Annotated in this window: 20 protein-coding genes; 14 read left to right on the forward strand and 6 right to left on the reverse strand. The window is 37.3% G+C overall.

Annotated features, from left to right (window positions below; translation table 11 throughout):
* The first annotated feature begins 65 nt into the window (after window positions 1–65).
* The gene (locus B6A32_RS09485) at window positions 66–2243 is read left to right on the forward strand and encodes a TonB-dependent receptor family protein (protein WP_085303310.1); all 2178 of its coding nucleotides are present in this window, start codon (window positions 66–68) and stop codon (window positions 2241–2243) included.
* Window positions 2244–2486: 243 nt separating this feature from the next.
* On the opposite strand, the gene B6A32_RS09490 is transcribed toward B6A32_RS09485, so the two are convergent.
* Window positions 2487–2957, reverse strand: coding sequence for a TlpA disulfide reductase family protein (locus B6A32_RS09490; RefSeq protein WP_085303312.1), 471 nt, complete (start codon window positions 2955–2957; stop codon window positions 2487–2489).
* A gap of 219 nt (window positions 2958–3176) precedes the next feature.
* On the opposite strand from B6A32_RS09490, the gene B6A32_RS09495 reads away from it, so the two are divergent.
* Window positions 3177–3683, forward strand: a complete 507-nt coding sequence (locus B6A32_RS09495) for a hypothetical protein (protein WP_085303314.1) — start codon at window positions 3177–3179, stop codon at window positions 3681–3683.
* A 7-nt stretch (window positions 3684–3690) separates the two neighbouring features.
* On the opposite strand, the gene B6A32_RS09500 is transcribed toward B6A32_RS09495, so the two are convergent.
* Complete coding sequence (locus B6A32_RS09500; RefSeq protein ID WP_085303316.1) at window positions 3691–4056, reverse strand: hypothetical protein; 366 nt, start codon at window positions 4054–4056, stop codon at window positions 3691–3693.
* 172 nt (window positions 4057–4228) lie between these two features.
* On the opposite strand from B6A32_RS09500, the gene ompR reads away from it, so the two are divergent.
* Complete coding sequence (gene ompR / locus B6A32_RS09505) at window positions 4229–4954, forward strand: osmolarity response regulator transcription factor OmpR (RefSeq protein ID WP_085303318.1); 726 nt, start codon at window positions 4229–4231, stop codon at window positions 4952–4954.
* A gap of 137 nt (window positions 4955–5091) precedes the next feature.
* Window positions 5092–6390 carry a two-component system sensor histidine kinase EnvZ gene (envZ, locus tag B6A32_RS09510; RefSeq protein WP_085303320.1) on the forward strand — a complete coding sequence of 433 codons (1299 nt, stop codon included), beginning with the start codon at window positions 5092–5094 and terminating at the stop codon, window positions 6388–6390.
* A gap of 120 nt (window positions 6391–6510) precedes the next feature.
* On the opposite strand, the gene pckA is transcribed toward envZ, so the two are convergent.
* Window positions 6511–8121: a phosphoenolpyruvate carboxykinase (ATP) gene (pckA, locus tag B6A32_RS09515; protein ID WP_085303322.1), complete on the reverse strand. Its 1611-nt coding sequence runs from the start codon at window positions 8119–8121 to the stop codon at window positions 6511–6513.
* A gap of 460 nt (window positions 8122–8581) precedes the next feature.
* Window positions 8582–11170 (reverse strand): penicillin-binding protein 1A, encoded by a 2589-nt coding sequence (locus B6A32_RS09520; protein ID WP_233131368.1) that lies wholly within the window; start codon window positions 11168–11170, stop codon window positions 8582–8584.
* A gap of 131 nt (window positions 11171–11301) precedes the next feature.
* Here B6A32_RS09520 and B6A32_RS09525 point away from each other — a divergent pair, with 131 nt between their 5' ends.
* The 9 genes from B6A32_RS09525 (at window position 11302) to B6A32_RS09565 (ending at window position 20165) form a co-directional block, all read left to right on the forward strand.
* A complete protein-coding gene (locus B6A32_RS09525; protein ID WP_085303325.1) occupies window positions 11302–12381 on the forward strand; it encodes a pilus assembly protein PilM in 1080 nt (359 codons plus the stop codon).
* On the forward strand, window positions 12369–12947 hold the full coding sequence (locus tag B6A32_RS09530) for a PilN domain-containing protein (protein WP_085303327.1): 579 nt from the start codon (window positions 12369–12371) through the stop codon (window positions 12945–12947). The genes B6A32_RS09525 and B6A32_RS09530 overlap by 13 nt, the downstream gene beginning before the upstream one ends.
* Window positions 12947–13552: a type IV pilus inner membrane component PilO gene (locus B6A32_RS09535; RefSeq protein ID WP_085303329.1), complete on the forward strand. Its 606-nt coding sequence runs from the start codon at window positions 12947–12949 to the stop codon at window positions 13550–13552. The genes B6A32_RS09530 and B6A32_RS09535 overlap by 1 nt, the downstream gene beginning before the upstream one ends.
* A complete protein-coding gene (locus B6A32_RS09540) occupies window positions 13552–14085 on the forward strand; it encodes a pilus assembly protein PilP (protein WP_085303331.1) in 534 nt (177 codons plus the stop codon). The genes B6A32_RS09535 and B6A32_RS09540 overlap by 1 nt, the downstream gene beginning before the upstream one ends.
* A 35-nt stretch (window positions 14086–14120) precedes the next feature.
* The gene (locus tag B6A32_RS09545; RefSeq protein WP_233131369.1) at window positions 14121–16142 is read left to right on the forward strand and encodes a type IV pilus secretin PilQ; all 2022 of its coding nucleotides are present in this window, start codon (window positions 14121–14123) and stop codon (window positions 16140–16142) included.
* Between the two features lie 144 nt (window positions 16143–16286).
* Window positions 16287–16805: a shikimate kinase AroK gene (gene aroK / locus B6A32_RS09550; RefSeq protein WP_085303335.1), complete on the forward strand. Its 519-nt coding sequence runs from the start codon at window positions 16287–16289 to the stop codon at window positions 16803–16805.
* 11 nt (window positions 16806–16816) lie between these two features.
* Window positions 16817–17881 (forward strand): 3-dehydroquinate synthase, encoded by a 1065-nt coding sequence (gene aroB, locus B6A32_RS09555; protein WP_085303337.1) that lies wholly within the window; start codon window positions 16817–16819, stop codon window positions 17879–17881.
* Between the two features lie 21 nt (window positions 17882–17902).
* A complete protein-coding gene (locus tag B6A32_RS09560; protein ID WP_085303339.1) occupies window positions 17903–19264 on the forward strand; it encodes an SPOR domain-containing protein in 1362 nt (453 codons plus the stop codon).
* Between the two features lie 79 nt (window positions 19265–19343).
* Window positions 19344–20165, forward strand: a complete 822-nt coding sequence (locus tag B6A32_RS09565; protein ID WP_085303341.1) for a Dam family site-specific DNA-(adenine-N6)-methyltransferase — start codon at window positions 19344–19346, stop codon at window positions 20163–20165.
* Window positions 20166–20294: 129 nt separating this feature from the next.
* Here B6A32_RS09565 and B6A32_RS09570 read toward each other — a convergent pair whose 3' ends face one another.
* Window positions 20295–20486: a DUF2970 domain-containing protein gene (locus B6A32_RS09570; RefSeq protein WP_085303343.1), complete on the reverse strand. Its 192-nt coding sequence runs from the start codon at window positions 20484–20486 to the stop codon at window positions 20295–20297.
* A gap of 363 nt (window positions 20487–20849) precedes the next feature.
* Between B6A32_RS09570 and B6A32_RS09575 the strand changes: the two genes are divergently transcribed.
* A complete protein-coding gene (locus tag B6A32_RS09575) occupies window positions 20850–22304 on the forward strand; it encodes a hypothetical protein (RefSeq protein ID WP_085303417.1) in 1455 nt (484 codons plus the stop codon).
* A gap of 70 nt (window positions 22305–22374) precedes the next feature.
* Here B6A32_RS09575 and argE read toward each other — a convergent pair whose 3' ends face one another.
* The gene (gene argE / locus B6A32_RS09580; RefSeq protein ID WP_085303345.1) at window positions 22375–23535 is read right to left on the reverse strand and encodes an acetylornithine deacetylase; all 1161 of its coding nucleotides are present in this window, start codon (window positions 23533–23535) and stop codon (window positions 22375–22377) included.
* Window positions 23536–23672: the final 137 nt, after the last annotated feature.

Here is a 23672-nt window from a genome sequence, read left to right on the forward strand (position 1 = left end):
TTCCTATTTAGTTTCGTGATTAAATGCGGGCAATTAAAATAATTGTCTCTTTTATAGGTTTATCCATGCGAATTTCACCTCTTTTTCAACCAGCGTTAATCGCTCTATCGGTTGTTACTTCTATTGCGAATACTGCTCAAGCAGCTGATGATATAGAGCATTTAGCTATTTTTGGTAATGCTCAAGCGGTAAATGATGTGCCTGGCAGTGCTCACATGATTTCTCAAGCAGAATTAGAAAAATTCGATTTCACCGATATTATGCGTACATTAACCTCGGTTCCTGGCGTTTATGTTCTTGAAGAAGATGGCTATGGTTTACGTCCAAATATTGGTATGCGTGGCACAGGTCAAAATCGCAGTGAAAAAGTTACAATTATGGAAGATGGCGTATTAGCCGCTCCAGCACCTTATTCAGCTCCTTCTGCTTATTACTTCCCAACTGCCGGTCGTATGCAACAAATTGAAGTACTTAAAGGTACGTCAAGTGCTATGTATGGACCACGTACAACGGGTGGTGTAGTTAACATGCTTTCGCGTAGTATTCCAAGCGAGGCACTTGCAGGACAAGTAAATTTAAGCGCAGGTGAAGATGGTTTTGCTAAAGCACATGCTTATGTTGGTGGTGCTGGCGAAAACGTATCGTCATTATTTGAAGTATTTCGTTATCAAGCTGATGGTTTCAAAGATGTAAACCACACCGGTGATGATACTGGTTTTGTTAAAAATGACATTATGGCAAAAATTCTTATTAACAGTGATGCCGATGCAAAATATTACCAAGAGTTAGAATTTAAATTAAAATATTCTGATGAAAGCTCTGATGAAACTTACATGGGGTTAACCCAGAGCGACTTTGACGCTAACCCATATTCTCGTTATTCAGCATCACAGCTTGATGTTATGGACACAGAGCATAAGCAATTTCAGGTAAATCATAGTATTAAGTTGTCAGATCGCTTTGTTTTAGGAACTTCTGCTTACTTTAACGAATTCAGTCGTAACTGGTACAAAACCAATAAAGTGAATGGGCAAAGCTTAAGTGGTGGTGGTATTGATATCGCTTCTGCGTTTGACAATGGTACGTTCGAAGATAACGAAATCAGTGTTGAAGTTAAAGCTAACAGCCGTGATTATGAGTCAAAAGGTATTCAAACGGTTCTAGATGCTGACTTTGGTGCTCATCAAGTTAAATTTGGTGCTCGTTACCACGAAGACAGTATGGATAGATTTCAATGGGTTGATCTTTATCAATTAGATAACACCAATTATGAAATGAGCTTAACCGATGCTGGTGTTCAAGGCACTGACTCAAACCGTATAGATTCAGCGAAAGCTGTCGCGTTATTCATTCATGATGAATATACCATTGGTGACTTTATTATTAATGCCGGTTTACGCTACGAAGATATGACTATTTCGCGTAAAGATTGGGCAAAAGGTGTTGTAGATAGAAACGAACCAACATCAAAAGATGTGAGTAACGATGTTGATGTTTTATTACCTTCACTTGCAGTAACTTATCGTGTAAATACTGATTTAGTGGTTATTGGTGGTGTGCAAAAAGGTTTCGCTCCGCCAGCTCCAGGTAACGATAAAACAGAAAATGAAGAAAGCATTAACTATGAGTTAGGTTTACGTTTTAATAAAGACGCGTTAAATGCAGAAGTATTATATTTCTATTCTGATTACGAAAACATGCATGGTAATTGTACGGCGAGCCAAGGTTGTGATGAAGAAAACATTGGTAACCAATATAATGCGGGTGAAGTAAAGGTTTCAGGTATCGAAGCTAAAGCAGGCTATGAGTTTGCTGCAGGCTCGGTAATGATTCCAGTGGGTTTAACTTACACGTTTACTGAAACAGAGTTTCAAAACTCATTTGAATCAGGTTTAGATACTTGGGGTGATGTTGTTGTAGGCGATGAGCTACCGTATGTACCAGAAAATCAATTACAACTGAATGTTGGTGTTGTTGGTGAAAATTGGCGTGGTGATGTTTTAGTACGCTATATGGATGAAATGCGCACAACGGCTGGTCAAGGTGTAATATTACCAAGCGAAGCGATAAAAAGCCGAACAGTGGTAGACTTAGCTGCACATTACAACCTTGCAGAAAACCAAGAAATTACCCTTAATGTTGATAACTTACTTGATAAAGAATACATGGCGACACGTACACATGGTTCAATCATGGCTGGTAAACCACGCAGCGTTACTTTAGGTTATAAATATAGTTTTTAAGTCAAAAGTTTATGGTTAAATTTTAAAGCGAGCCTTGTGCTCGCTTTTTTGTTTTATGGGCTTTATTAGCGAAAGTGCGCTGTAATTTCTAGTTAATGAATATAATTATTATCGGAGAAAAATAGCCTTTATAGCAATTGAAATAAATAATCGATCATTTTAAGGTGGTTTAAATCGTCAATAACTTATTACATTTGGTATTACAATCAAAGTGCTTAGTTTGTACTGTTTAAGATGCACTGTTTAGTTTGAACTATATGGCTTACTTAGTAATGCTTGCAGCTCTGTTTCGTACGCTAGTTGTTTAGTTTGATTAAAGCCGACATGTGCGCTGACTATTTTGCCTGTTCGGTCAATAATAAAGCTACTTGGCATTCCTTTAAGTTTATATTTTCTTGCAATTAGGCCTTTGGGATCATAAATAACCGGAAAGTTTGCTTTTATTTCCTTTAAAAACTCATCGGCTAGCACTCGGCTGTGATCTAAATTAATACTGATGATAGTTAAGCCTTGTCTTTGATATTGCGCTTGTAAGTTATTTAACCACGGAAATGATTGACGGCAAGGGATACACCAAGAAGCCCAAAAATCAACATAAACAACATTGCCAATTTCATTTTCTAACTGTTTGTTTAATAGCTCAATTGTATTAATGTTAGTAGTTGCGTTAACTTTATTGGCAGCTAATAACGGACTTGAAAACGAAACAATCATGAGTAGCGTACAGCATATTTTTATTTGTTTTATCACGGTATAATCAAATATTATTTAGATCTTAGATACCGTTATTTAACCACGTTAATCGATATTCATAAAGTTTGCTCATGACAATTTTCTGCTGTAACTCAGTGCAGGTGTTTTTGGTGGGTTTATGCATTAATTAACGGTTGATGCTTCTCAACTTAAGTTAAATACTATTATTAGGAAAGTTGTATGTTCAGTGAAACAATTAAACCATTCAAAAAATATTTCCATGCTTTATGGGTAAACTTAGCTGTAGTTATTGTTATGTCTAGTGCGTCTTTGCAAGCAGCAGAAAATCAAACACTCGATAGAAACCAATGGTTAAAAGCACGATTTGGCGCTCAACATGAAGCACTTATACCTGTGGTTGCTGTGGCAGACATGTTGTTTGGCTGCCAACAACAAAAACAAATAAAAGAAAATTTAACGATTAAAGCGTTAATTACTGAATTAGATCGAAATACCCTGGCTGAAAAACTAATAACTTGTTTGGCAGGAGAGCCGCTTAAATCAGATGTGTCATTAAATTATGGTTTACATGGTTGCTTTCACGAACAATTTTTACACCTTTCTGACGAGCAAAGGCAGGAAAAAATGCATTTAGTCACCGCAAGTATTGCCGAGTTACCAAAAGTTGAGCGACAAAAAAGCTTTACCAAATGTGTAACCGACCAAGCGATTAATTACTTAAAATAAGTTTACATTAAGGCTTAGGTGTTTTTTTGTCATCGACAAATGCACTAGGAAGAATTTCAACACCGACTAATCGGCCGATTTTTATCATCAGAGGAATCGTGATCGGCGCAAAAGGTAAAATAGCGAAAATACCAATACCTAAGCCTTTTAAAATATCAATAAACTGTTGGTTAGCAATACGCATCTCCTCAGCACTTGCATTACGTTTAGTGTAACGTTTATAAGTACTAAGCATGGCTCTTGTTTCAACTTTTTCTTGTGCTAAGGCGATTTTAACTTTGATCATACTGCGTTTAATGCGGATGATATTACGCCTTTTACTGATGCGTAAAACTCTAAAGGGGACTTTGTGAAAATGGTGCCAAATTCTCATTCGCGTATTCTCCCACAATAATTAACCAAAGCAAGTAATTCAATTCTCTAAACTAAGATGAAACATAATTTGTAACAAATGCTAGCCCCTTGGTACTGCACAGCTTTTTATATTTGAAGTAATATGACTTATAGTTAACATAAGTTTAAAAATAACCAATGGAACAAGTATTATGGGACATGAAACACCGAAAGTTTTGGTAGTAGACGATGATATGCGTTTACGCGCCCTACTAGAGCGGTATTTAGTTGAGCAAGGCTTTGTCGTTCGAAGCGCAGCTAACTCCGAGCAAATGGATAGGTTATTAGAGCGTGAAAACTTTCACTTATTAGTCCTCGATTTAATGTTACCAGGCGAAGATGGCTTATCTATATGTCGTCGTTTACGCCAAAACTCTAACGACATTCCTATTGTTATGTTAACAGCGAAAGGTGATGAGGTTGACCGCATTATTGGTTTAGAGTTGGGCGCTGATGATTATATGCCTAAGCCGTTTAACCCGCGTGAATTATTAGCGCGAATTAAAGCAGTATTGCGCCGTAAAGTGCAAGAAGCACCTGGCGCGCCATCTCAAGAAGAAAATATTATATCTTTCGGTGATTATCAGTTGAATCTTGCTACGCGTGAAATGGTGAAAGGTGATGTAAACATGCCTTTAACGAGTGGTGAATTTGCCGTATTAAAAGCATTAATCACGCATCCCCGAGAACCTTTGTCGCGTGATAAATTAATGAACTTGGCGCGTGGGAGAGATTACTCAGCCCTTGAGCGTAGCATTGATGTTCAAGTGTCGCGCTTGCGACGTATGTTAGAAATTGACCCTGCAAAACCTCGCTATATTCAAACGGTTTGGGGTTTGGGGTATGTATTTGTTCCTGAAGGAAAGTCTGTAGCATAGACTTTTAGTCGTTGTTTTATTTTAAAGGCTTTATGGTTGTATTAAAGGTGGTTGTTTTAGCCAGCTTCACCATGAGACTTTAGAAAATGAATAGCACTTAATAAAGACATGAAAAATTCTAACAGTAGTAGAGGTTTATGAAAATATTGCCGCGCAGTGCCTTTGGTCAAACGGTGCTCTTAATTGGGTTTTTATTATTAATTAACCAAGTAGTATCGTTTATATCTATGTCGATATACATTATTCAACCTAATGCACAGCAAGTAAATCAGTTGCTTGCTAAGCAGGTTCGAGTCGTTTTTATCGATATTGAAGATGAAGCGATAAGCCCTGCCATGGGGGAAGCGTTTCAACGAGAAACCGGTATTGGGGTTTATCGTGAAGCCGCAGCAATGAAGTTAGGCTTACAAGATGCAATCTTTTACGCTTTTCGTTCTGAAGAAATGTCAGCTCTTTTGGGCGGGCCTGCAGAAGTTAGGATTTCACAAGGTGATGAGTACTTATTTTGGATTCGTCCACCTCAAGCCCCTAATTATTGGGTTAAAATTCCACTGAATGGCTTAGAGGAAGAAAACTTTTCTCCGCTTATTTTTGTCCTAATGATATTAGGTATTTTAAGTGTGGTGGGAGGATGGATTTTTGTTCGACAGCTTAATCGACCGTTAAGTGCCTTACAACATGCTGCTCTTGACGTGGCAAGAGGTGATTTTCCGAAGCCATTAAAGGAACGAGGTACGACAGAGATTGTTGCGGTTACGCGGGCTTTTAATCATATGTCTAAAGGTATAAAGCAACTAGAAGATGACCGAAACCTATTGATGGCTGGTATATCGCATGATTTAAGAACGCCACTAACCCGTATTAGATTAGCCACTGAAATGATCTCCCAACAAGATGAGTTTTTGAAAGAGGGTATTGAAGGCGATATTGAAGATATGAATAGCATTATTGATCAGTTTATTGATTATATTCGTCACGACAGCAAAGACAAAGCTGAACTAGATGACATTAATAAATTAATTGATGAAGTGGTGCAATCAGAGAGCATTTTAGATCGTGAGATAATTTTTACTACAGAAGATTTACCTAACATTCCGCTTCGTTATGTTGCAATGAAAAGAGCAGTAGCCAACTTAATTCAAAATGCTTTACGTTATTCTCAAGGTAAAGTTACTGTATCTACTTATTATGACAAACGAAAACAAGAAGTTTGTTTTTGTGTTTGTGATGAAGGCCCAGGTATTCCTGAGTTTGAGATTGAACGCTTGTTTCAGCCTTTTACTCAAGGCGATGAAGCAAGAGGAGCAGAAGGCAGTGGCTTAGGTTTAGCTATTATTAAACGAATAGTCGATACCCACAGTGGACGTGTTGAATTATCAAACAGAAAAGAAGGTGGTTTAAAGGCTCAAGTTTGTTTACCAATTAGTCATGGTTAACATTAAGTCACTTGAATTTGGTATTAGCATTTATTTATTATTGCTTGAGGTTCAAACATAAAAAAGCCGTCGAATATTCGACGGCTTTGACGTTTTTAGGCTATTACCAAACTGGCTTATTTATAGTTTTGGACCAGCTGCAACCAATGATTTACCGTTATCAGTATCAGTAAACTTATCAAAGTTATTTACAAAGCGTTTAGCTAAGTCAGCAGCTTTACCTTGCCATTGTTCGGCTTGGGCATAAGTATTACGAGGATCTAAAATGTTATCGTCGACACCTTCAATGCTGGTTGGGATATCTAAATTAAATAAAGGTAAAACTTGTGTTTGTGCATCGTCAATTGAGCCATCTAAAATAGCATCGATAATTGCACGCGTATCTTTAATTGATATACGCTTGCCGGTGCCATTCCAACCGGTATTAACCAAGTAAGCTTCTGCACCAACAGCTTGCATGCGGTTACGTAATACTTCCGCATATTGCGTTGGGTGTAAGCTTAAAAATGCAGCACCAAAACAGCTTGAGAAAGTTGGTGTTGGCTCAGTAATACCGCGCTCTGTACCCGCTAGTTTGGCTGTGAAACCAGATAAGAAGTAATATTCAGTTTGCGCTGGTGTTAACTTGGCAACTGGAGGTAATACACCAAAAGCATCTGCAGTTAAGAAAATAACTTTTTTGGCATGACCTGCACGAGAAACCGGCTTAACAATATTATCAATGTGATGAATAGGGTAAGAAACACGGGTGTTTTCTGTTTTTGAGTTATCGTCAAAGTCAATTTGACCTTTTTCGTTAACCGTAACGTTTTCTAATAATGCATCGCGACGAATAGCATTGTAGATATCAGGTTCGTTTTCTTTACTCAAATTAATGGTTTTAGCGTAACAACCACCTTCAAAGTTAAATACACCGTTTTCATCCCAACCATGTTCATCATCACCAATTAATTGGCGTTTAGGATCAGTTGAAAGCGTAGTTTTACCCGTACCAGAAAGACCGAAGAACACGGCTGTATCGCCATCTTCACCAACGTTAGCACTACAGTGCATAGATGCTATGCCTTTTAAAGGTAATAGGTAGTTCATCATTGAGAACATACCTTTTTTCATTTCGCCGCCGTACCAAGTGCCACCAATTAACTGAACACGCTCAGTAAGGTTAAAGGCCACGAAATTTTCAGAATTTAACCCTTGCTCTTGCCAGTTAGGGTTAACAGCTTTTGCACCATTCATTACGATGAAATCAGGTTCGTATGTTTTCAACTCATCATCGCTTGGGCGAATAAACATATTTTTAACAAAATGAGCTTGCCAAGCAACTTCAGTAATAAAGCGTACTTTTAAGCGTGTAGATTCATCCGCACCACAGTAGGTATCAACAACAAATAAACGCTTACCTGACAATTGTTCAGTTACTAGGCCTTTTAAACTGTCCCAAGTCTCTTGTGTCATGGGCTTGTTGTCGTTTTTACCTTGATCTGACCACCAAACCGTATCACGGGTAGTATCGTCACGAACAATGTATTTATCTTTTGGAGAGCGGCCGGTAAAAATTCCAGTATCAACTGAAACTGCGCCAAGTTCGGTAACAATGCCTTTATCACAACCTGTGAGGTCTGATCTAGTTTCCTCAGCAAAGAGTAACTCATAAGAAGGATTGTAAACTATCTCTGCAACATTATTGATGCCGTATGAAGATAAATCGATTGAGTTTTCTAAAGCTGCCATTGCGAATTCGCTCCTAAAATTATGACGATAATTAAATGTTTAGTTTCGGTGTTCCGAGTTTGGAGGATAATTTTATGCGATCAACCAGCAAAACGAAAGCGTTTTTTCTTTCGTTTTGAAAGTTTTCATACTTACTTTCATAATTTAATGGTGTAAGTAAAAAGGTAATAAGATATATCAAGGTTTGATAAATTGAACATTGAGCAGTAAGATGTTTATTAATCGTTTAAAATCAGTGGTTTGTTTGTTTTTCGGTGTTGACTGCCTGGTCAGGAAATTATTGTTGGATTAGGATTTTTAAAGGATATAAATAAATGAAATATTCGAAATAAATTTCGAATAGAAACAAGTTTTAGTTTTAAATTGTTATATAACGAAACTTATAGTGACGTTTGTTGACCTTTCAGATACTAAATAGCTTTTTAAAATAGCTGATATGAAAGGTCAACATTTGTTGGAATTAGTCGAAAATACTATCTTCAACATTGATGACAGCATCTTCGCCGTCAAGAATTTCACTACTGATGTCTTGTCTTATATATTCAGTAGGTGCTGTACCTAATTCAAAATACTCAAAACGGCTAGATTTATCAGTTTTAGTGGTTAACTTGCCCGATGCTTTGTCTATACGTACAGACATTAGCGCTTCGGGTTGTTCAAATGGCTCAACAGGAAACTCAGTTAATGCCACCTTCATAAAGTTTATCCAGGTTGGTTGTGCTGATTTTGCACCAAACTCTTTACCTGTGGTTTGGTCTTTGCTCAGGTTACTGTTGTAGCTAGACTGCCCAAGATTTCGACTCGGATTGTCAAACCCAATCCATGAGGTTGTAACTATTCTGCGACTATAACCTGAGAACCATGCATCTTTGGCTTCATTTGTTGTGCCTGTTTTACCAGCGATATCGCGACGTTTTAATACCCGAGCACGAAACCCAGTACCTTGCCAAAACGGTTTAATATTCCAATCTGCACCCCAAATAGCTGAATTAAGTGCTTCTGTTATTAAAAAGGCATTTTGTGCACTAATAATTCTAGGCGCTTTATTTATCACGCGGGCAGTAAGCTCTATATCATCGAAGTTATCAGCAGCATTGAAATTAAAAATGTCTTCGCTGTTTAAAGGTGCATTTGATGACTCTGAAACTTTATCGATTGATTGATCACAATTATCACAGGCTATGGCTGGGTTCGCTTGAAATAATACTTTGCCGAATGAATCTTCAATACGCTCAATTAAATAAGGCTTAATTAAAAAACCACCATTGGCAAAAGTTGCAAAGCCGGTAGCTACCTCAATTGGTGTTAAAGAGGCTGAGCCTAATGCTAAAGACTCATTTCGCGGTAAGTCGTGTGGATTAAATCCAAAAGTAGCTAAATAAGGAATGATTTTGTCTAGACCTACTTCTCTGAGCAGGCGAACGGCTATAACGTTTTTCGATTGCGCTAAGGCCAACCTAAATCGTATTTCACCATTATAAACCGGCGGGGAATTTTTCGGTCGCCAAACAACACCTGAGCTACGATCCCACTGATTAATAGGAGCATCATTAACTATTGATGCCAAGTTATAACCGTTTTCTAGCGCAGCGGAATAAATAAAAGGTTTAATATTAGAACCGACTTGTCGCTTAGCTTGGGTAACTCGATTAAATTGACTTTGATTAAAACTAAAACCACCAACTGCAGCTTTTATGGCACCATTATCTGTGGCAAGCGATACTAATGCGGCGCTAACTTCGGGCAGTTGGCTTAATCGATAACCTGATTCAACGGCTGAAACCATTACGATATCGCCTGTTGTTAAAATATCCTTAGCTATTGAAGGCGGCGCTGCTTGTTTATCGTCGTTGATATAAGCTCTGGCCCAAGCAAGACCTTGCCAACCAATATTTACCTCTGAGCCATCTTGAAGCCTAACTTTTGCTGATTGCTCCATTACTTGTGTTACAACAGCCGGTTCAATTGAATGATAACTATCTAATGATGACAGCGCTTCAATTGCTTCATTAGCCGTTATGGGTTTTATTTGTGCATCATCTGATACCATTGCGGTCGTTACCGATTCATCAACAGGGCGTATTGTTGCTAAAGGCCCCCGGTAACCATGACGCTGGTCGTATGCGAAGATATTATCTACAACTGCTTGTTGGGCTGCAGCTTGTAATTTTGATGTTACGGTTGTAAATACTTTATAGCCTCCGGTATATGCCGCTTCTTTACCAAAACGATCAATCATTTCTTGATGTGCCATTTCGGCAATATAAGGTGCGCTCAATTCAATTTCTGCGCCATGCTTAACTGCGGTAACAGGTTCTTGATTTGCGTTGGCTAATTGTTCAGAGGTTATATATCCGGCCACATACATTCTTTGTAATACTACGGCTCGGCGTTTCAATGCTCTATCAGGACGACTAATAGGGTTCAATGTGGAAGGAGCTTTGGGTAAACCCGCTAACACGGCAATTTGTGCTAGCGTTAACTCTTTGGTTTCTTTTCCGTAATAAACTTGAGCAGCAGCACCAAATCCAAAAGAACGATGGCCTAATGAAATTTTATTCATATAGAGCGCAAGTATTTCATCTTTAGTTAATAAGCTCTCAATGTGAAAAGAAATAAATATTTCTCTAATTTTTCGGACATAAGTCTGTTCACGAGTAAGAAAGAAGTTTCGAGCAACCTGCATGGTAATAGTACTTGCACCACCTCTATTTTGTCCGGTTAATTGACCAATTATGGCTCGGCCCATACCGATAGGATCAACACCAAAATGCAAATAAAAGCGGTCATCTTCAGTTGCCAATATCGCATTAATTAATTGCTGCGGCATCTCATCTAAGGTTAAAGGAATTCTTTTCTTTTCACCGAATTGAGAAATGAGTTTGCCATCTGAACTAAAAATTTGCATTGGCGTTTGCCATTGCAAATCTTTCAGTGATTCAACACTCGGCAAACTCGAGCGCATTGAGAGATAAATTCCGGCGAGTGCTAAAAATCCGATAAATATCAACACAGCACCCGTTTTAAACAGGTTTTTTATAGAAAACACAAAAAAATGCTCGATAAAAGTTATAAAATTGGTGTAATAGTACTAGTATATCCTGTAAAAGCATGTAATAAATGTATTTATACCAATTTTTTACCTAATATTATTATAATAAAATGTTCTAGTAGGATTCTATGTTAAGTAGTTTATGGAAAAAAAAGACCTCCTTAATGGTTGGAATTGACATTGGTTCTCACTCTATAAAAGCTGTTTTGCTGAACCAAAATGAAGGCGGATACGTCCTCGAAACTGTCGCGATTGAGCCAATGCCAAGAGGCGCCATTGTTGATAGAGAAATTCAAGATATTGACGCTGTCGGTAAAGTGGTCGCTAAAATAAGGAAGAAAATATCATCTACGGTGGGACTCGCAGCTTCAGCTGTTTCGGGTCAAACGGTAATCACTAAGATTATTTATATGGATGTTTCCTTAAATGAGCAAGAGTTAGCGAGCCAAATAGAAATTGAAGCAGACAGCCTGATCCCATACCCACTTGATGAAGTAAGCTTAGATTTTGAGTCACTTGATATTAATGAATCTGATCCAAGTAAAATTAACGTATTATTGAGCGCAGCTCGAACTGAATCTGTTGAAGCAAGGGTAGCAGCGTTAGAAGCAGGTGGCTTTGATACCAAAGTTATTGACGTTGAATCATACGCTATTAGTAGAACGTATGATTTAACCTTAAACCAATTGCCCGATGATGCCGCTGATAAAGTCATAGCTACTGTAGATCTTGGCGCAACAATGACTTTATTTTCAGTCACCGAGGCAGGTAATCATATTTATAGCCGAGATCAATTGTTTGGCGGCGAGCAATATACACGCTCAATTGTCTCTTATTATAATAAATCGTTTGAAGAAGCTGAAATAGCTAAATTAACCGATGATCTTCCCCCTAACTACACTTTTGAAGTTTTAGCTCCATTTCATACCATTTTAGTTCAACAAATTCGTCGCGCGATTCAAATGTTTCTTACAACGAGTGGTAAAGCAAAAATTGATTATTTAGTCATTTCAGGTGGTAGTGCCTTAGTTGAGGGTGTAGAACAACTGCTTACTGAGGAGTTAGGCATTCATACCGTAATTGCTAACCCATTTACCGGTATGGAAATTTCGAGTTTAATTAATAAAGAAGAATTAGCAAAAAATGCACCACGCTTTATGGTAGCAGCAGGTTTAGCGTTAAGGAGCTTTACACCATGGCATATATAAATTTATTACCATGGCGCGAAGAAGCCGAAAAAGCTAAGCAACGTGAGTACTTCACTGTTTTAACTGTCGTCGCCTTAATAGCGTTTGTAATTGTGTTCTCTGTAAATCAATTTTATCAGATGCGAATTGATGGCCAGCAACAACGTAATCAATTTTTACAAAACGAAATACAAATTTTAGACTTACGCATTTCAAAAATAAAATCGCTTAACGAAAAGAAAAAAGAACTTCAAAAGCGCACAAGTGTTGTTGAACAATTACAACGTAGTCGTAATGTAGGCACACAAGTTTTAGACGAAATTGCAAAAGTGGTACCAAACGGTATATACCTTACACGCTTGGAAAAGCAAGGTAACAGTTTAAATATTATCGGCAAAAGTGAATCAAATAACCATTTAGCGAATATGATCAGGGAAATAGAAAGTTCTGATTTATTTGAAGATGCGATACTTGAGTCTATAACTTCAAACGATGCGAAAAGTAAATTATTAAGTGATTTTAAAATGCGTGTTCGAATCAAAGGTTTGATCAATTTAAATGAATCTACTAATCAAGGAGCGCCATAATGAATTTTGACTTATCGGAATTTATGGAGCAATTTGATGGCTTAGAGCTTGATAATATTGGACAATGGCCGAAGGCGGCTAAAATAGTATTATCGATATTCTTAGTTATTTTAGTGTTAGGTCTAGGTTACGTTTTAATGATCAGTGATCAAATTAAACAACTAGAACGTGTAACTTTAGAAGAGTCGACGCTAAAACAACAATATCAAGCTAAATATCATATTGCCGCTAATTTAGAGTTATTTGAACAACAAATGATAGAAGCAGAAGCTATGTTTGCGAATCAATTAAAAAGTTTACCAGAAAGTCATGAAACACCTGGCTTACTTGATGATATAACTTTTGTTGGCACAACGACTGGCCTTGATTTTGTAAAATTGAATTGGCAACCAGAAATAGAGCAAGAGATTTATATTGAGTTACCTATCGATATAGAAGTTATAGGCTCATATCATGAGTTTGGTCAATTCGTAAGTAGGATTGCTGGGCTACCCCGTATTGTTACATTGCACGACTTCGACATTAATTTACAAAAACAAACATCAGGTGACTTAAAGTTAAAGCTTCAGGCTAAAACCTATCGTTATAGGGAGGCTGCAGAGTAATGAAAAAATTAATTTTATTAAGTGCTGTTATGCTAACTGGCTGTTTTAACGATACTGACGATCTAAAACAACATATTGCTACAGTCCAATCAGGCACCAGCAATACAATTGAGCCGATGCCAGAAGTTAGAGTTTTTGACCATTTTGATTACTCTGCTGATGTTTTACGTAGTCCATTTGACGTACCTAAACCAGAAGCAATTCAAGAAAAAATTCAACAAATGTCAGGTTGTTTAAGTCCAGATCCGCGTAGAAGAAAACAACCGTTAGAAAAATATTCTCTGAGTAGTTTAGTGATGCGTGGCACGTTAGGTGAGCTAGGTGTTACATGGGCACTCGTAGAAGCATCTGACAGCACGTTACATCGAGTTGCTGTTGGTAGCTACGTAGGGTTAAATCACGGTAAAATTACCACGGTAAGCCAAGATAATGTAAAAGTATTAGAGTTAATCCCAGATGGCGCTGGGTGCTGGGTTGAGCGTGAAACTGTCGTTACCATGACGCAGACAAGTGCAGAGGGGCAAAGGAATTAATGTTGCTATTTAATATAATAAAAAATGATAATCTTATGACACATTTCAAAAAAATGAAGTTAGTTACAATCGCTTATATATGTGCGTTTAGCACTTTTTCTTGGGCAAGTGAATTAACAGGCATCAGCTATAACACTATTCAAAATAATGAAATTGAACTGGTATTTGAGCTATCAGATAAGATTGTTGTACAACCCGAAGTTAGTACTTCGATGTCTCCTGCGCAGGTTAGAATTACCTTTGATGCAGATCAATTTAGCCCTACGGTTGCTGTAACACTGATCGAGCACGCTGGCGTTAATAATATTCAAGTACAAAAAATAGCTGGGAAAGTGGTTGCTGACGTTAATTTACAGCATTTGTCAGTTTTTGATGTAGTGCAAAAAGACAATACTTTTGCTTTAACTTTAAATACAGGTCAAGTAAATCAATCCGTAACACAGTTAATTCCGCTTGGGCATGGTTTTATCAATCAAATAGATAATATTGATTTTAAGCGTGGTCAAGAAAATGAAGCGCAATTATTGGTTAAACTCATTGATAGCAAAGTAGCGGTTGACGTAAGTGATAAACTTGGCAAGCTTTACATTGAATTTCATAACACTGAGATTTTAGATGACTTTATTTATAAATTAGATGTGACTGATTTTGGTACCTTAGTTACCGGAATAGAAACATTTAGAGAAGGGCGTAATGCACGTTTAGTTGTTGATATTAACGGCCCATTTGAGTACAAACATCAACAATTCAATGATGTATTTTCATTAACGGTAAATGCTAAGGTTAAACAAGATGGTTATTTAGGCGAAGAAGAAACCTTCAGCGGCAGAGCTATCTCATTAAACTTTCAGGATATTTCTGTACGTACCGTATTACAAATAGTTGCTGATTATAATGGCTTTAACTTAGTGACCAGTGACACCGTTGCGGGCAATATTACCTTACGACTAGATGGTGTGCCTTGGGACCAAGCTCTCGATATAATTTTAAAAGTTAAGGGCTTAGATAAACGCATGGAAGGCAACATTTTAATGGTTGCACCAAGCGATGAATTAGCCGCACGAGAAGCTAGAGACTTACAAGCACAGCAACAAGTTGAAGAGTTAGCGCCGTTATATTCTGAATATGTACAAGTAAATTACGCTAAAGCAGCAGAGTTTGCGGCCCTAATAAAGAATGAAGAAAACAGCATATTATCGCTACGCGGAAGCGTTAGTGTTGATGAGAGAACGAATACCTTATTAATTCGCGATACGGCAACCAGTATTGAAGATATTAAACGTATGGTTTCGGTATTAGATATTCCTGTGCGCCAAGTTATTATTGAATCTCGTATGGTAACGGTAAAAGATAATATCAACGAAGAGTTAGGTATTCGCTGGGGTGTTACGGATACAGGCTCTGATTCTGCAACCTCAGGCTCATTAACGGGCGCCGATAATGCAGGTAATGGCATAATACCCTCTTTAAGCGATCGACTTAATGTTAATTTACCTGTAGCTAACCCTGCGGGAAGTATTGCATTTCAAGTTGCGCGTTTAGCAGATGGTACTATATTAGATCTTGAATTGAGTGCGATGGAAAAAGAAAACAAAGGCGAAATAATTGCCAGTCCGCGCATAACTACGGCAAATCAAAAAGAAGCCTATATTGAGCAAGGTGTTGAAATACCTTATCAAGAAGCGGCTTCTAGTGGTGCCACATCAACTCAGTTTAAAAAAGCGGTACTAAGTTTAACGGTAACACCTCACATTACACCGGATGACAGAATTATTTTGGACCTTGTGGTAACTCAAGATACGGTATCTGATGTTTCAAATGGCACAGCACCAGCTATTGATACACAGCGTATTGGCACACAGGTATTGGTTAATAATGGCGAAACAATCGTACTAGGTGGTATTTATCAGCAACAAATTATTAGTTCTGTATCAAAGGTACCTGTTTTAGGTGATATTCCATATTTTGGTTGGATGTTTAGAAATAGTAGTAACTTCAATGAGAAAAAAGAACTACTAATATTCGTTACACCACGCATAGTTACGGAAAGATTTTAAGTTAATTTGCATGTAAGGTGGTGTTTTCACCTTACATGCTTGCAATTTGTACCCAACAATTGCGATAATTGCGCCCTTGAAATTTTCGAGGGAGGTTCCCTCTTACCTGTTCACGTAATAAATAAACGAGTATTAATTAATCTAATGGCAGAAAAACGTAATATTTTCCTTGTAGGCCCAATGGGCGCAGGCAAAAGCACCATTGGTAGAGAATTAGCAGATAAGCTACATTTAGAGTTTTTTGATTCCGATCAAGAAATTGAGCGCCGTACTGGTGCAGATATCGCATGGGTTTTTGATCTAGAAGGCGAAGAAGGCTTTCGACTAAGAGAAGAATCAGTCATTGAAGACTTAAGTGAAAAACAGGGTATTGTTTTAGCTACTGGCGGTGGATCTGTGATCAGCCCACAAGTACGCAATCGCTTATCAGCACGCGGTATTGTTGTTTATCTAGAAACCACGATAGATAAACAAGTTGCACGTACGCAAAGAGACCGTCGTCGTCCGCTTCTCCAAACTGATGAAGAACCAAGAACTGTACTTGAAAACCTAGCTGTTGAGCGAAATCCGTTATATGAAGAAATTGCCGATGTTATCGTGCAAACGGATGACCAAAGCGCTAAGGTTGTTGCAAGTAAAATAGTAGAACGTTTAGACTTTTAAACATAATACTTATGACCACTCTTCAAGTTAAGCTTGGCAAACGCAGCTACCCAATCTATATAGACAGCGGGTTACTATCAAATAGTAAACTGCTGTCTAGTCATATCCGCAGTAAGCGAGTTTGCATTGTTAGTAATAACATAGTTGCACCACTTTATCTTGAGCAAATGAAAACCAGCTTAAAGGATTTCAATGTAGATGAAATCGTTTTACCTGATGGTGAAGCTCAGAAAAGCTTAGCAAATTTTGAGCTTATAATGTCTCATCTACTCGCGGGTAATCACGGTAGAGATACTACTTTGATAGCGTTAGGTGGCGGTGTTATTGGTGATATCACTGGTTTTGCTGCTGCATGTTATCAACGCGGTATTGATTTTATTCAAGTGCCTACCACCGTATTGTCACAAGTAGATTCCTCTGTTGGTGGTAAAACCGCAGTCAACCATCCGCTAGGTAAAAATATGATAGGCGCGTTCTATCAACCTAAAGCTGTTTTTATAGACTTAGCAAGCCTAGTTACATTACCTGTTAGAGAGTTTAACGCAGGTATGGCTGAAGTGATCAAATATGGCATACTCGGCGATGGTGAGTTTTTTACTTGGCTTGAACAACATATAGATGCAATTAAAGCCGGTGATAATAAAATTTTAATGCAAATGATCGAACGTTGCTGTCAATGTAAAGCAAATATAGTTGCTGAAGATGAAACAGAAGCTGGTGTTCGTGCATTATTAAATTTAGGTCACACCTTCGGCCATGCCATTGAGGCTGATCAAGGTTATGGTAACTGGTTGCATGGTGAGGCAGTTGCCACTGGCATGGTACTTGCTGCTAAAACTTCAGTAGCAATGAATTTGCTTGAAGTGTCAGATCTTCGTCGTATTGAAGCTTTACTGCTTGCCTTTGATTTACCGCTAATCGCACCCAAGAATATGGGGTTTGATGAATTTATTTGTCATATGCGTCGCGATAAAAAGAATTTAGCTGGTAATCTTCGATTTATTCTTCCGACCGCCATAGGTCGTTCTGAAATCAACGATGATGTTAGCGTGGAGCTCCTTCAGCAAATTCTGTAATTAATTCAGAATAGGTGAAGCATGTCGGCTTTAACAAAAAACATTAATATATCTGACAATAATACCAGCGTCACTAAAATTAGTGCCCAAGCACGCATTGATTATATTTTACGTTTTTCAAAGCAAGCTATTCTTGTTATTGACGAAAGCGTTGAACAGAACACAACCATATCTAATCAACTTTTAGCAAACTTACCTGAGCAGCATAACGTTGCTTATGTTGCGCTTTCTTCGCAGTTCAACAATATTCAAATTCGTTGTCGTATTATCGAACAGCTATACACTGGCGAACTTTTTGATCCAGAAATTTCGTTAGCCGTAAGTGTGATTAATTTAGCAAAAAAATCAAAACAAAGTATCAGCATTGTGCTAGATAGAGCTCAGCATCTATCTTTACAAATTTCACATGAATTAACGCAATTAGCTTTAATTGCTAAAAAATCAAACTTAACTGTAAATGTTGTTATGTTTGGTTCACTACAAGCGGGTAGAAATATTGCCATTAACAAGAGCTTATTTGATAATAAACTCTCATTATTATCATCGCAATCAGGGCAGTTACTTTCACCAACTTCTTCAATATTTAAAAAAAGTTCAATCAAATGGTCTTTCAGTAAACGCAATAAATGGCTATTAAGTGCAGCAATACTTTTAATTTTGATTTCTGCATTGGTGATTAAACTATTACATTTAGACAGCTTTAACTTTGCGAAACCAATAACAGCATTAGGTTCAGATAATGTATCGCTAACAAAGACTTTGTCGCAACCGCAAACGATGGTGATAGAAAGTAAAAATGTTAGTCAATCGAGTTCAGATATCACAACAGATGAAATAATAAAAACATATGAGAGGGCTGTACCAACAGATATTTATTTATCGCTAGTAAGCCCTAAGACAGTCGTAATTAAGAAAAATGAGCCCTTACCTGCGACCTCATTCGATATTATTTCAGCAATCACTACAAGCGAAGCAGATACTGTAATAGAGACTCAACTTGAGAGTGCGATTAATGTATTGCCTCAAGAAGAACAGAGTACAATCCCAACTTCTAAAGTAGCGATTAATCATACGAATAGTCTCCAAGTAGACAATGATTTTTATGCCACCAAAACTGGATATGTTATTCAACTATCTGCGTTCAGTGATTTAGCCCTTCCTCAGGAATATTTAAAAGCCTTAGATAGCATTGAATACCATATTTACCAGCGGCTATTAAATGAACAACCACTTATGGTGTTCACCAGTAAGGTTTATGCTGAAAAATCAGCTGCACAAGCTGCGTTATCAACTTTACCGGCGTTGCTTTTATCTAGGCAGCCATGGATCAAGCCAACGAGTATAGTTAATAACGAAATCAATGCATTTCAGAGCTCCCAATAATAACTAATTCAGGATACAATTCACCCTTACTTTTCAGATACTAATCATCTGGTATTAATTTTTAGAGTTTGTAGGTGTCATGAAGAAGAAACATCGAGCGTTTTTAAAGTGGGCTGGTGGGAAATACGCTTTAAGCGATGTCATAAATTCTATGCTACCAAAAGGAAATCGTTTGATTGAGCCTTTTGTTGGTGCGGGTTCAGTATTTCTCAATAGTAATTACGACGAATATCTGTTGAGCGATATAAATCAAGATCTTGTAAATCTTTATCGCATCGTACAACGAACACCTGATAAGTTTATTGCAGATGCTCGCCGATTTTTTACACCAGAATATAATCAGGCTGAAAAATACTATCAACTTCGTAAAGAGTTTAATGAAAGCAAAGATCCCTACTTTAGATCTTTAGTTTTTCTTTACATGAATCGCCATGGCTACAATGGCTTGTGTAGATATAATAAATCGGGTGGCTATAACGTACCTTTTGGAAAATATAAACGCCCTTATTTTCCTGAAGAGGAACTGATATTTTTTGCTGAGAAAGCCAAGAAAGCTGTATTTATATGTGATGGATATCGCCAAACTTTTGCTCATGCTAAATCAGGTGATGTGATTTACTGTGATCCGCCTTACGTGCCGTTAAGTAAAACAGCAAGTTTTACCAGTTATTCAGGAAATGGTTTTGGCTTAGATGAACAAGCTGACCTTGCAAATGTTGCTGAAGAAGTCACTAAAGCTAAAACATCTAACATTACAGTACTCATAAGTAACCACGATACTATTTGGACAAGAAAAATATATGAGCACGCAAAAAAGCAGCAGTCGATAGAAGTATCTAGAACTATTAGCCAAAAAGGCAATAAGCGAAATAAAGTCGCGGAGCTTCTTGCACTTTATTAAGCTGTATTAAATGCATCAACATTAGCTGTTAGTTACTCCGCTAGCGATAAAGCCTTATCACAATGAGTAATAACTAAATAACGCCAGTGCTCTGTAATATCAGCTTATAAAGTTAAGTATAAAGTATGCTTAACTTGGTATAACCAAGCTTACAATAACAACTAATGAAGTTATAAAAAGTACAACGGCTAAAATACCGGCGATAACAAAATGGCTAAATTTACCTTGAGTAAAATCTCTTTTTCTATTTTTATCACTTTGAACGCCAAAAAATGCTGCACCGACACTTTTTAGTGTTTCTTTAAAGTTACTTGAAAACATCAATTGTCCTTAATGATTAACGAGCTTTACGGCATAGTTTTAATAGTATGTTCTAATGCTGGGCTGCTATCAAGTTGGCAGTTCTAGCCAAATCAGAAAAAAAACCTCTATGTTTGTGCGTTTAGTGTCTGAAACTTTTAATGCCTTATTTACTGCGCTTGTAAACAGCTGATAAGTTACCTTAATTAGTAAGAATATTTCGTTTGATATTTTTCTACTTTTGTATTGATATTTTCATTATTTTGCTTATGGTTAAGTAGAGTATGAAAAGTTTAGTAACACGATTGACAACCAATTCACGGTTGTAAAATTGTACTGTATAAGCACGATACCAATAGGTATTATTTTTATTGAATGGAATTAATGTCAAAATATTTAGCAGGTGATACTAATTTTACAGCTAAGGTCAAAATTTTACTGAGTAAAATTTATGGTCGCAGCCCTTTAAAAGACTCAGTCTTGGAAAGGGCTATTAGTTATTATGAATTAGAAGGAAGCGCACAAAATAAAATTCATAAGCTTAATGCCGAAATCTCCAAAATAAGCAAAATTGGTAGCGAGAAAAGTAAAAATAAAGTCACGCGTTTGGAACGTGAAAAACGTGATTATCTGCAAGCTTTACGTCAAGAAAGTAACGAAAGAGCTCAGCATTTACAACTTATATGTCGCGATATAATTGAAATTTGTGAAGGTGAAACTCGTGCCGATACTAATAAAAAATCGGCAGAACTGCTTGGTACTATTCAGCTTTTATCGCCAACAGAAGGAAGTAAGGTTGCTTCAGTAAATGAGCGCAATAAACCTTTATATCGAGGCGTACTCTCTTTAAGGTTACTCGACCAAATTTGTTTAAAAACGCTCTCATCAGGGGCTTATTTAACACAAGAGCTCAGTAAAATATCAGAGTATAACTATCAAGAGCTTCGAACTGAGAACGAAGCAGCGTATCTGGAATTTGTAGACCATGTAAAAATTCCCATCTTAATGGCTGCCATTCTGCAAGATATAGGCAACTATCATCCTGATGCCCAGAAAATTATGAAAGGGAGTGATGGTACAAAAGATGTCTTTCGTGGTTTATCAGTAGAAGAGCGAAAAGCTTTATTGCAAATTAATTATCGTGAAACGATGAAGTACCTCATTAATGGTATTGGTATCGTCATGTATCTAGGTAACTCTAAAGAAGAGCGAGATACTTTTACAAAAGTTGAAACGAATAAACTACGCTTTGTTAAACAGTTGCTTAAAGGTAGTATTCAACCCAAGCTAGGTGTAGGAAATATATTAAAAATACCTCAAATATATACGGCGATTATTTTATCTACTAAAGAAAACTATAATTACAAATTATTGCCGAAAGTCTATCAAGCGTTATATCAGAACGCGGAACGTGGCAATTGTTGTCGAAGCGTCGTTGATAGCTTGTATGAAATAACCGGCGATTTTCCGCAAGGTTACGGTGTAATTTATATTCCTAATGATACAGAACAAAGTGTACGATACGAATATGCGATTGTAACTCAGCTTTATCCAGAAGTACCTAATGAGCCAACATGTCGTATAGCAACTCGGCAACTTTCCTTTATTGGACATGGGCATGACCTAGTCGTAAAGAAAACCAATAACCTTTACTTTGTAGAAACTGCGAAAGAGTTCTCCAGTATTAATAAAGAACGGCTAAATGAAATTTTAGAACTACTATCTTCAAATTATCTTGAGCGCAAAAAGCTCGATTTATTACCACGCTGTTGGCAGCCAGACGAATTTTTTACACACAAAGTGAATCAAAAGCTTTGGAATCGAATTCGCTATAGTTAACAGTTAAGCGTTAAGCGTTAAGCGCTCGTTATTTTCTTTAGTCTGTCTGCCTTGTCAAAAAACACATCAATTAAAAGCAATAGTGGTGAATTACTTTTGTCAGTAAGAGCTCTGTTTTTTTAATTTCACTGTGAGCTAAATATTCATTAGGTTGGTGCGCTTGGTCAATTGAACCTGGCCCCATCACAATTGTTTGACAACCTAACTGTTGAATAAAAGGGGCTTCAGTGGCGTAATTTACGGCGCAACAAGTATGTCCTGAAAGCTTTTCAGCAGTAACTACTAAATTACTTGTCGCGGTTTGCTCAAAACTTGGCGAGCTTGGATCTAGTTCATTGATCGATAATCTACCTGGGTATTTCTCTGCTATAGGTTGTAATGATTTTGATAACCAAGAGACTAATTCCTCGTCTTTCATGCCAGGTAAAGATCGCATGTCAATATCGAGCTCACAATGTCCACAAATTCTATTCGCGTTATCGCCACCATGAATGGCACCTAAGTTCAATGTTGGCGTTTGAACATCAAAAGCTTCATTTTTATAGCTCAGGTTAAGATTTTCCCTCAGTTTGAATAGCTCACTAATGACTTGGTACATAATTTCAATTGCATTAACTCCACTGGTAGGTTTACTGGAATGGCCAGCTTGCCCTTTAATGCTAATTTTATGAGACATATGCCCCTTATGCATAATTACCGGCACTAAATTAGTTGGCTCACCTATAATGGCAACATCAGGCTTTATAATGCCGCTGTTAGCAAAAAAACGTGCGCCTGCCATGGTGGTTTCTTCATCCGCGGTGGCTAAAACATATAATGGTTTCTTTAATAACTTCAGATCTACTTGCTGACAAACTTGTAAAATAAATGCAAAGAAGCCTTTCATATCACAACTGCCAAGACCAAAGAGTTTGTTATCACTATCAGTAACTTTAAGTGGATCAGATAACCATCGATTTTCATCAAAAGGTACGGTATCACTGTGGCCCGCAAGTAATAAGCCTCCATTGCCAGAGCCTAATTTAGCTAACAAATTAAACTTCCCTTTAGCGTTAGGCACGGCTTGAATAGTAATATCAAAGCCAAGGGTTTCAAACCAAGCGGCTAATAAGTTGATAACACTTTCGTTACTTTGATCCCAGCTTGCTTGCGATGAACTAATACTAGGTTGTGCTATTAACTGGCTAATAGCTTGAGTAAAGCTGGGTAATTTAAAATGCGTATTTTTCATTATATAGAGTAACCTAAAATTAATTTATGGGTAGTTATGCTATTTAGTTGCATAACTAGTTATATGATGGTACTTTAGCTCCACAATGTAAATAGCCTAATTTAACCACACTATGAAAATGTATGTAATGTATTCAA

It is taken from the genome of Colwellia polaris (assembly GCF_002104515.1).
GTDB classification, from domain to species: domain Bacteria; phylum Pseudomonadota; class Gammaproteobacteria; order Enterobacterales; family Alteromonadaceae; genus Cognaticolwellia; species Cognaticolwellia polaris.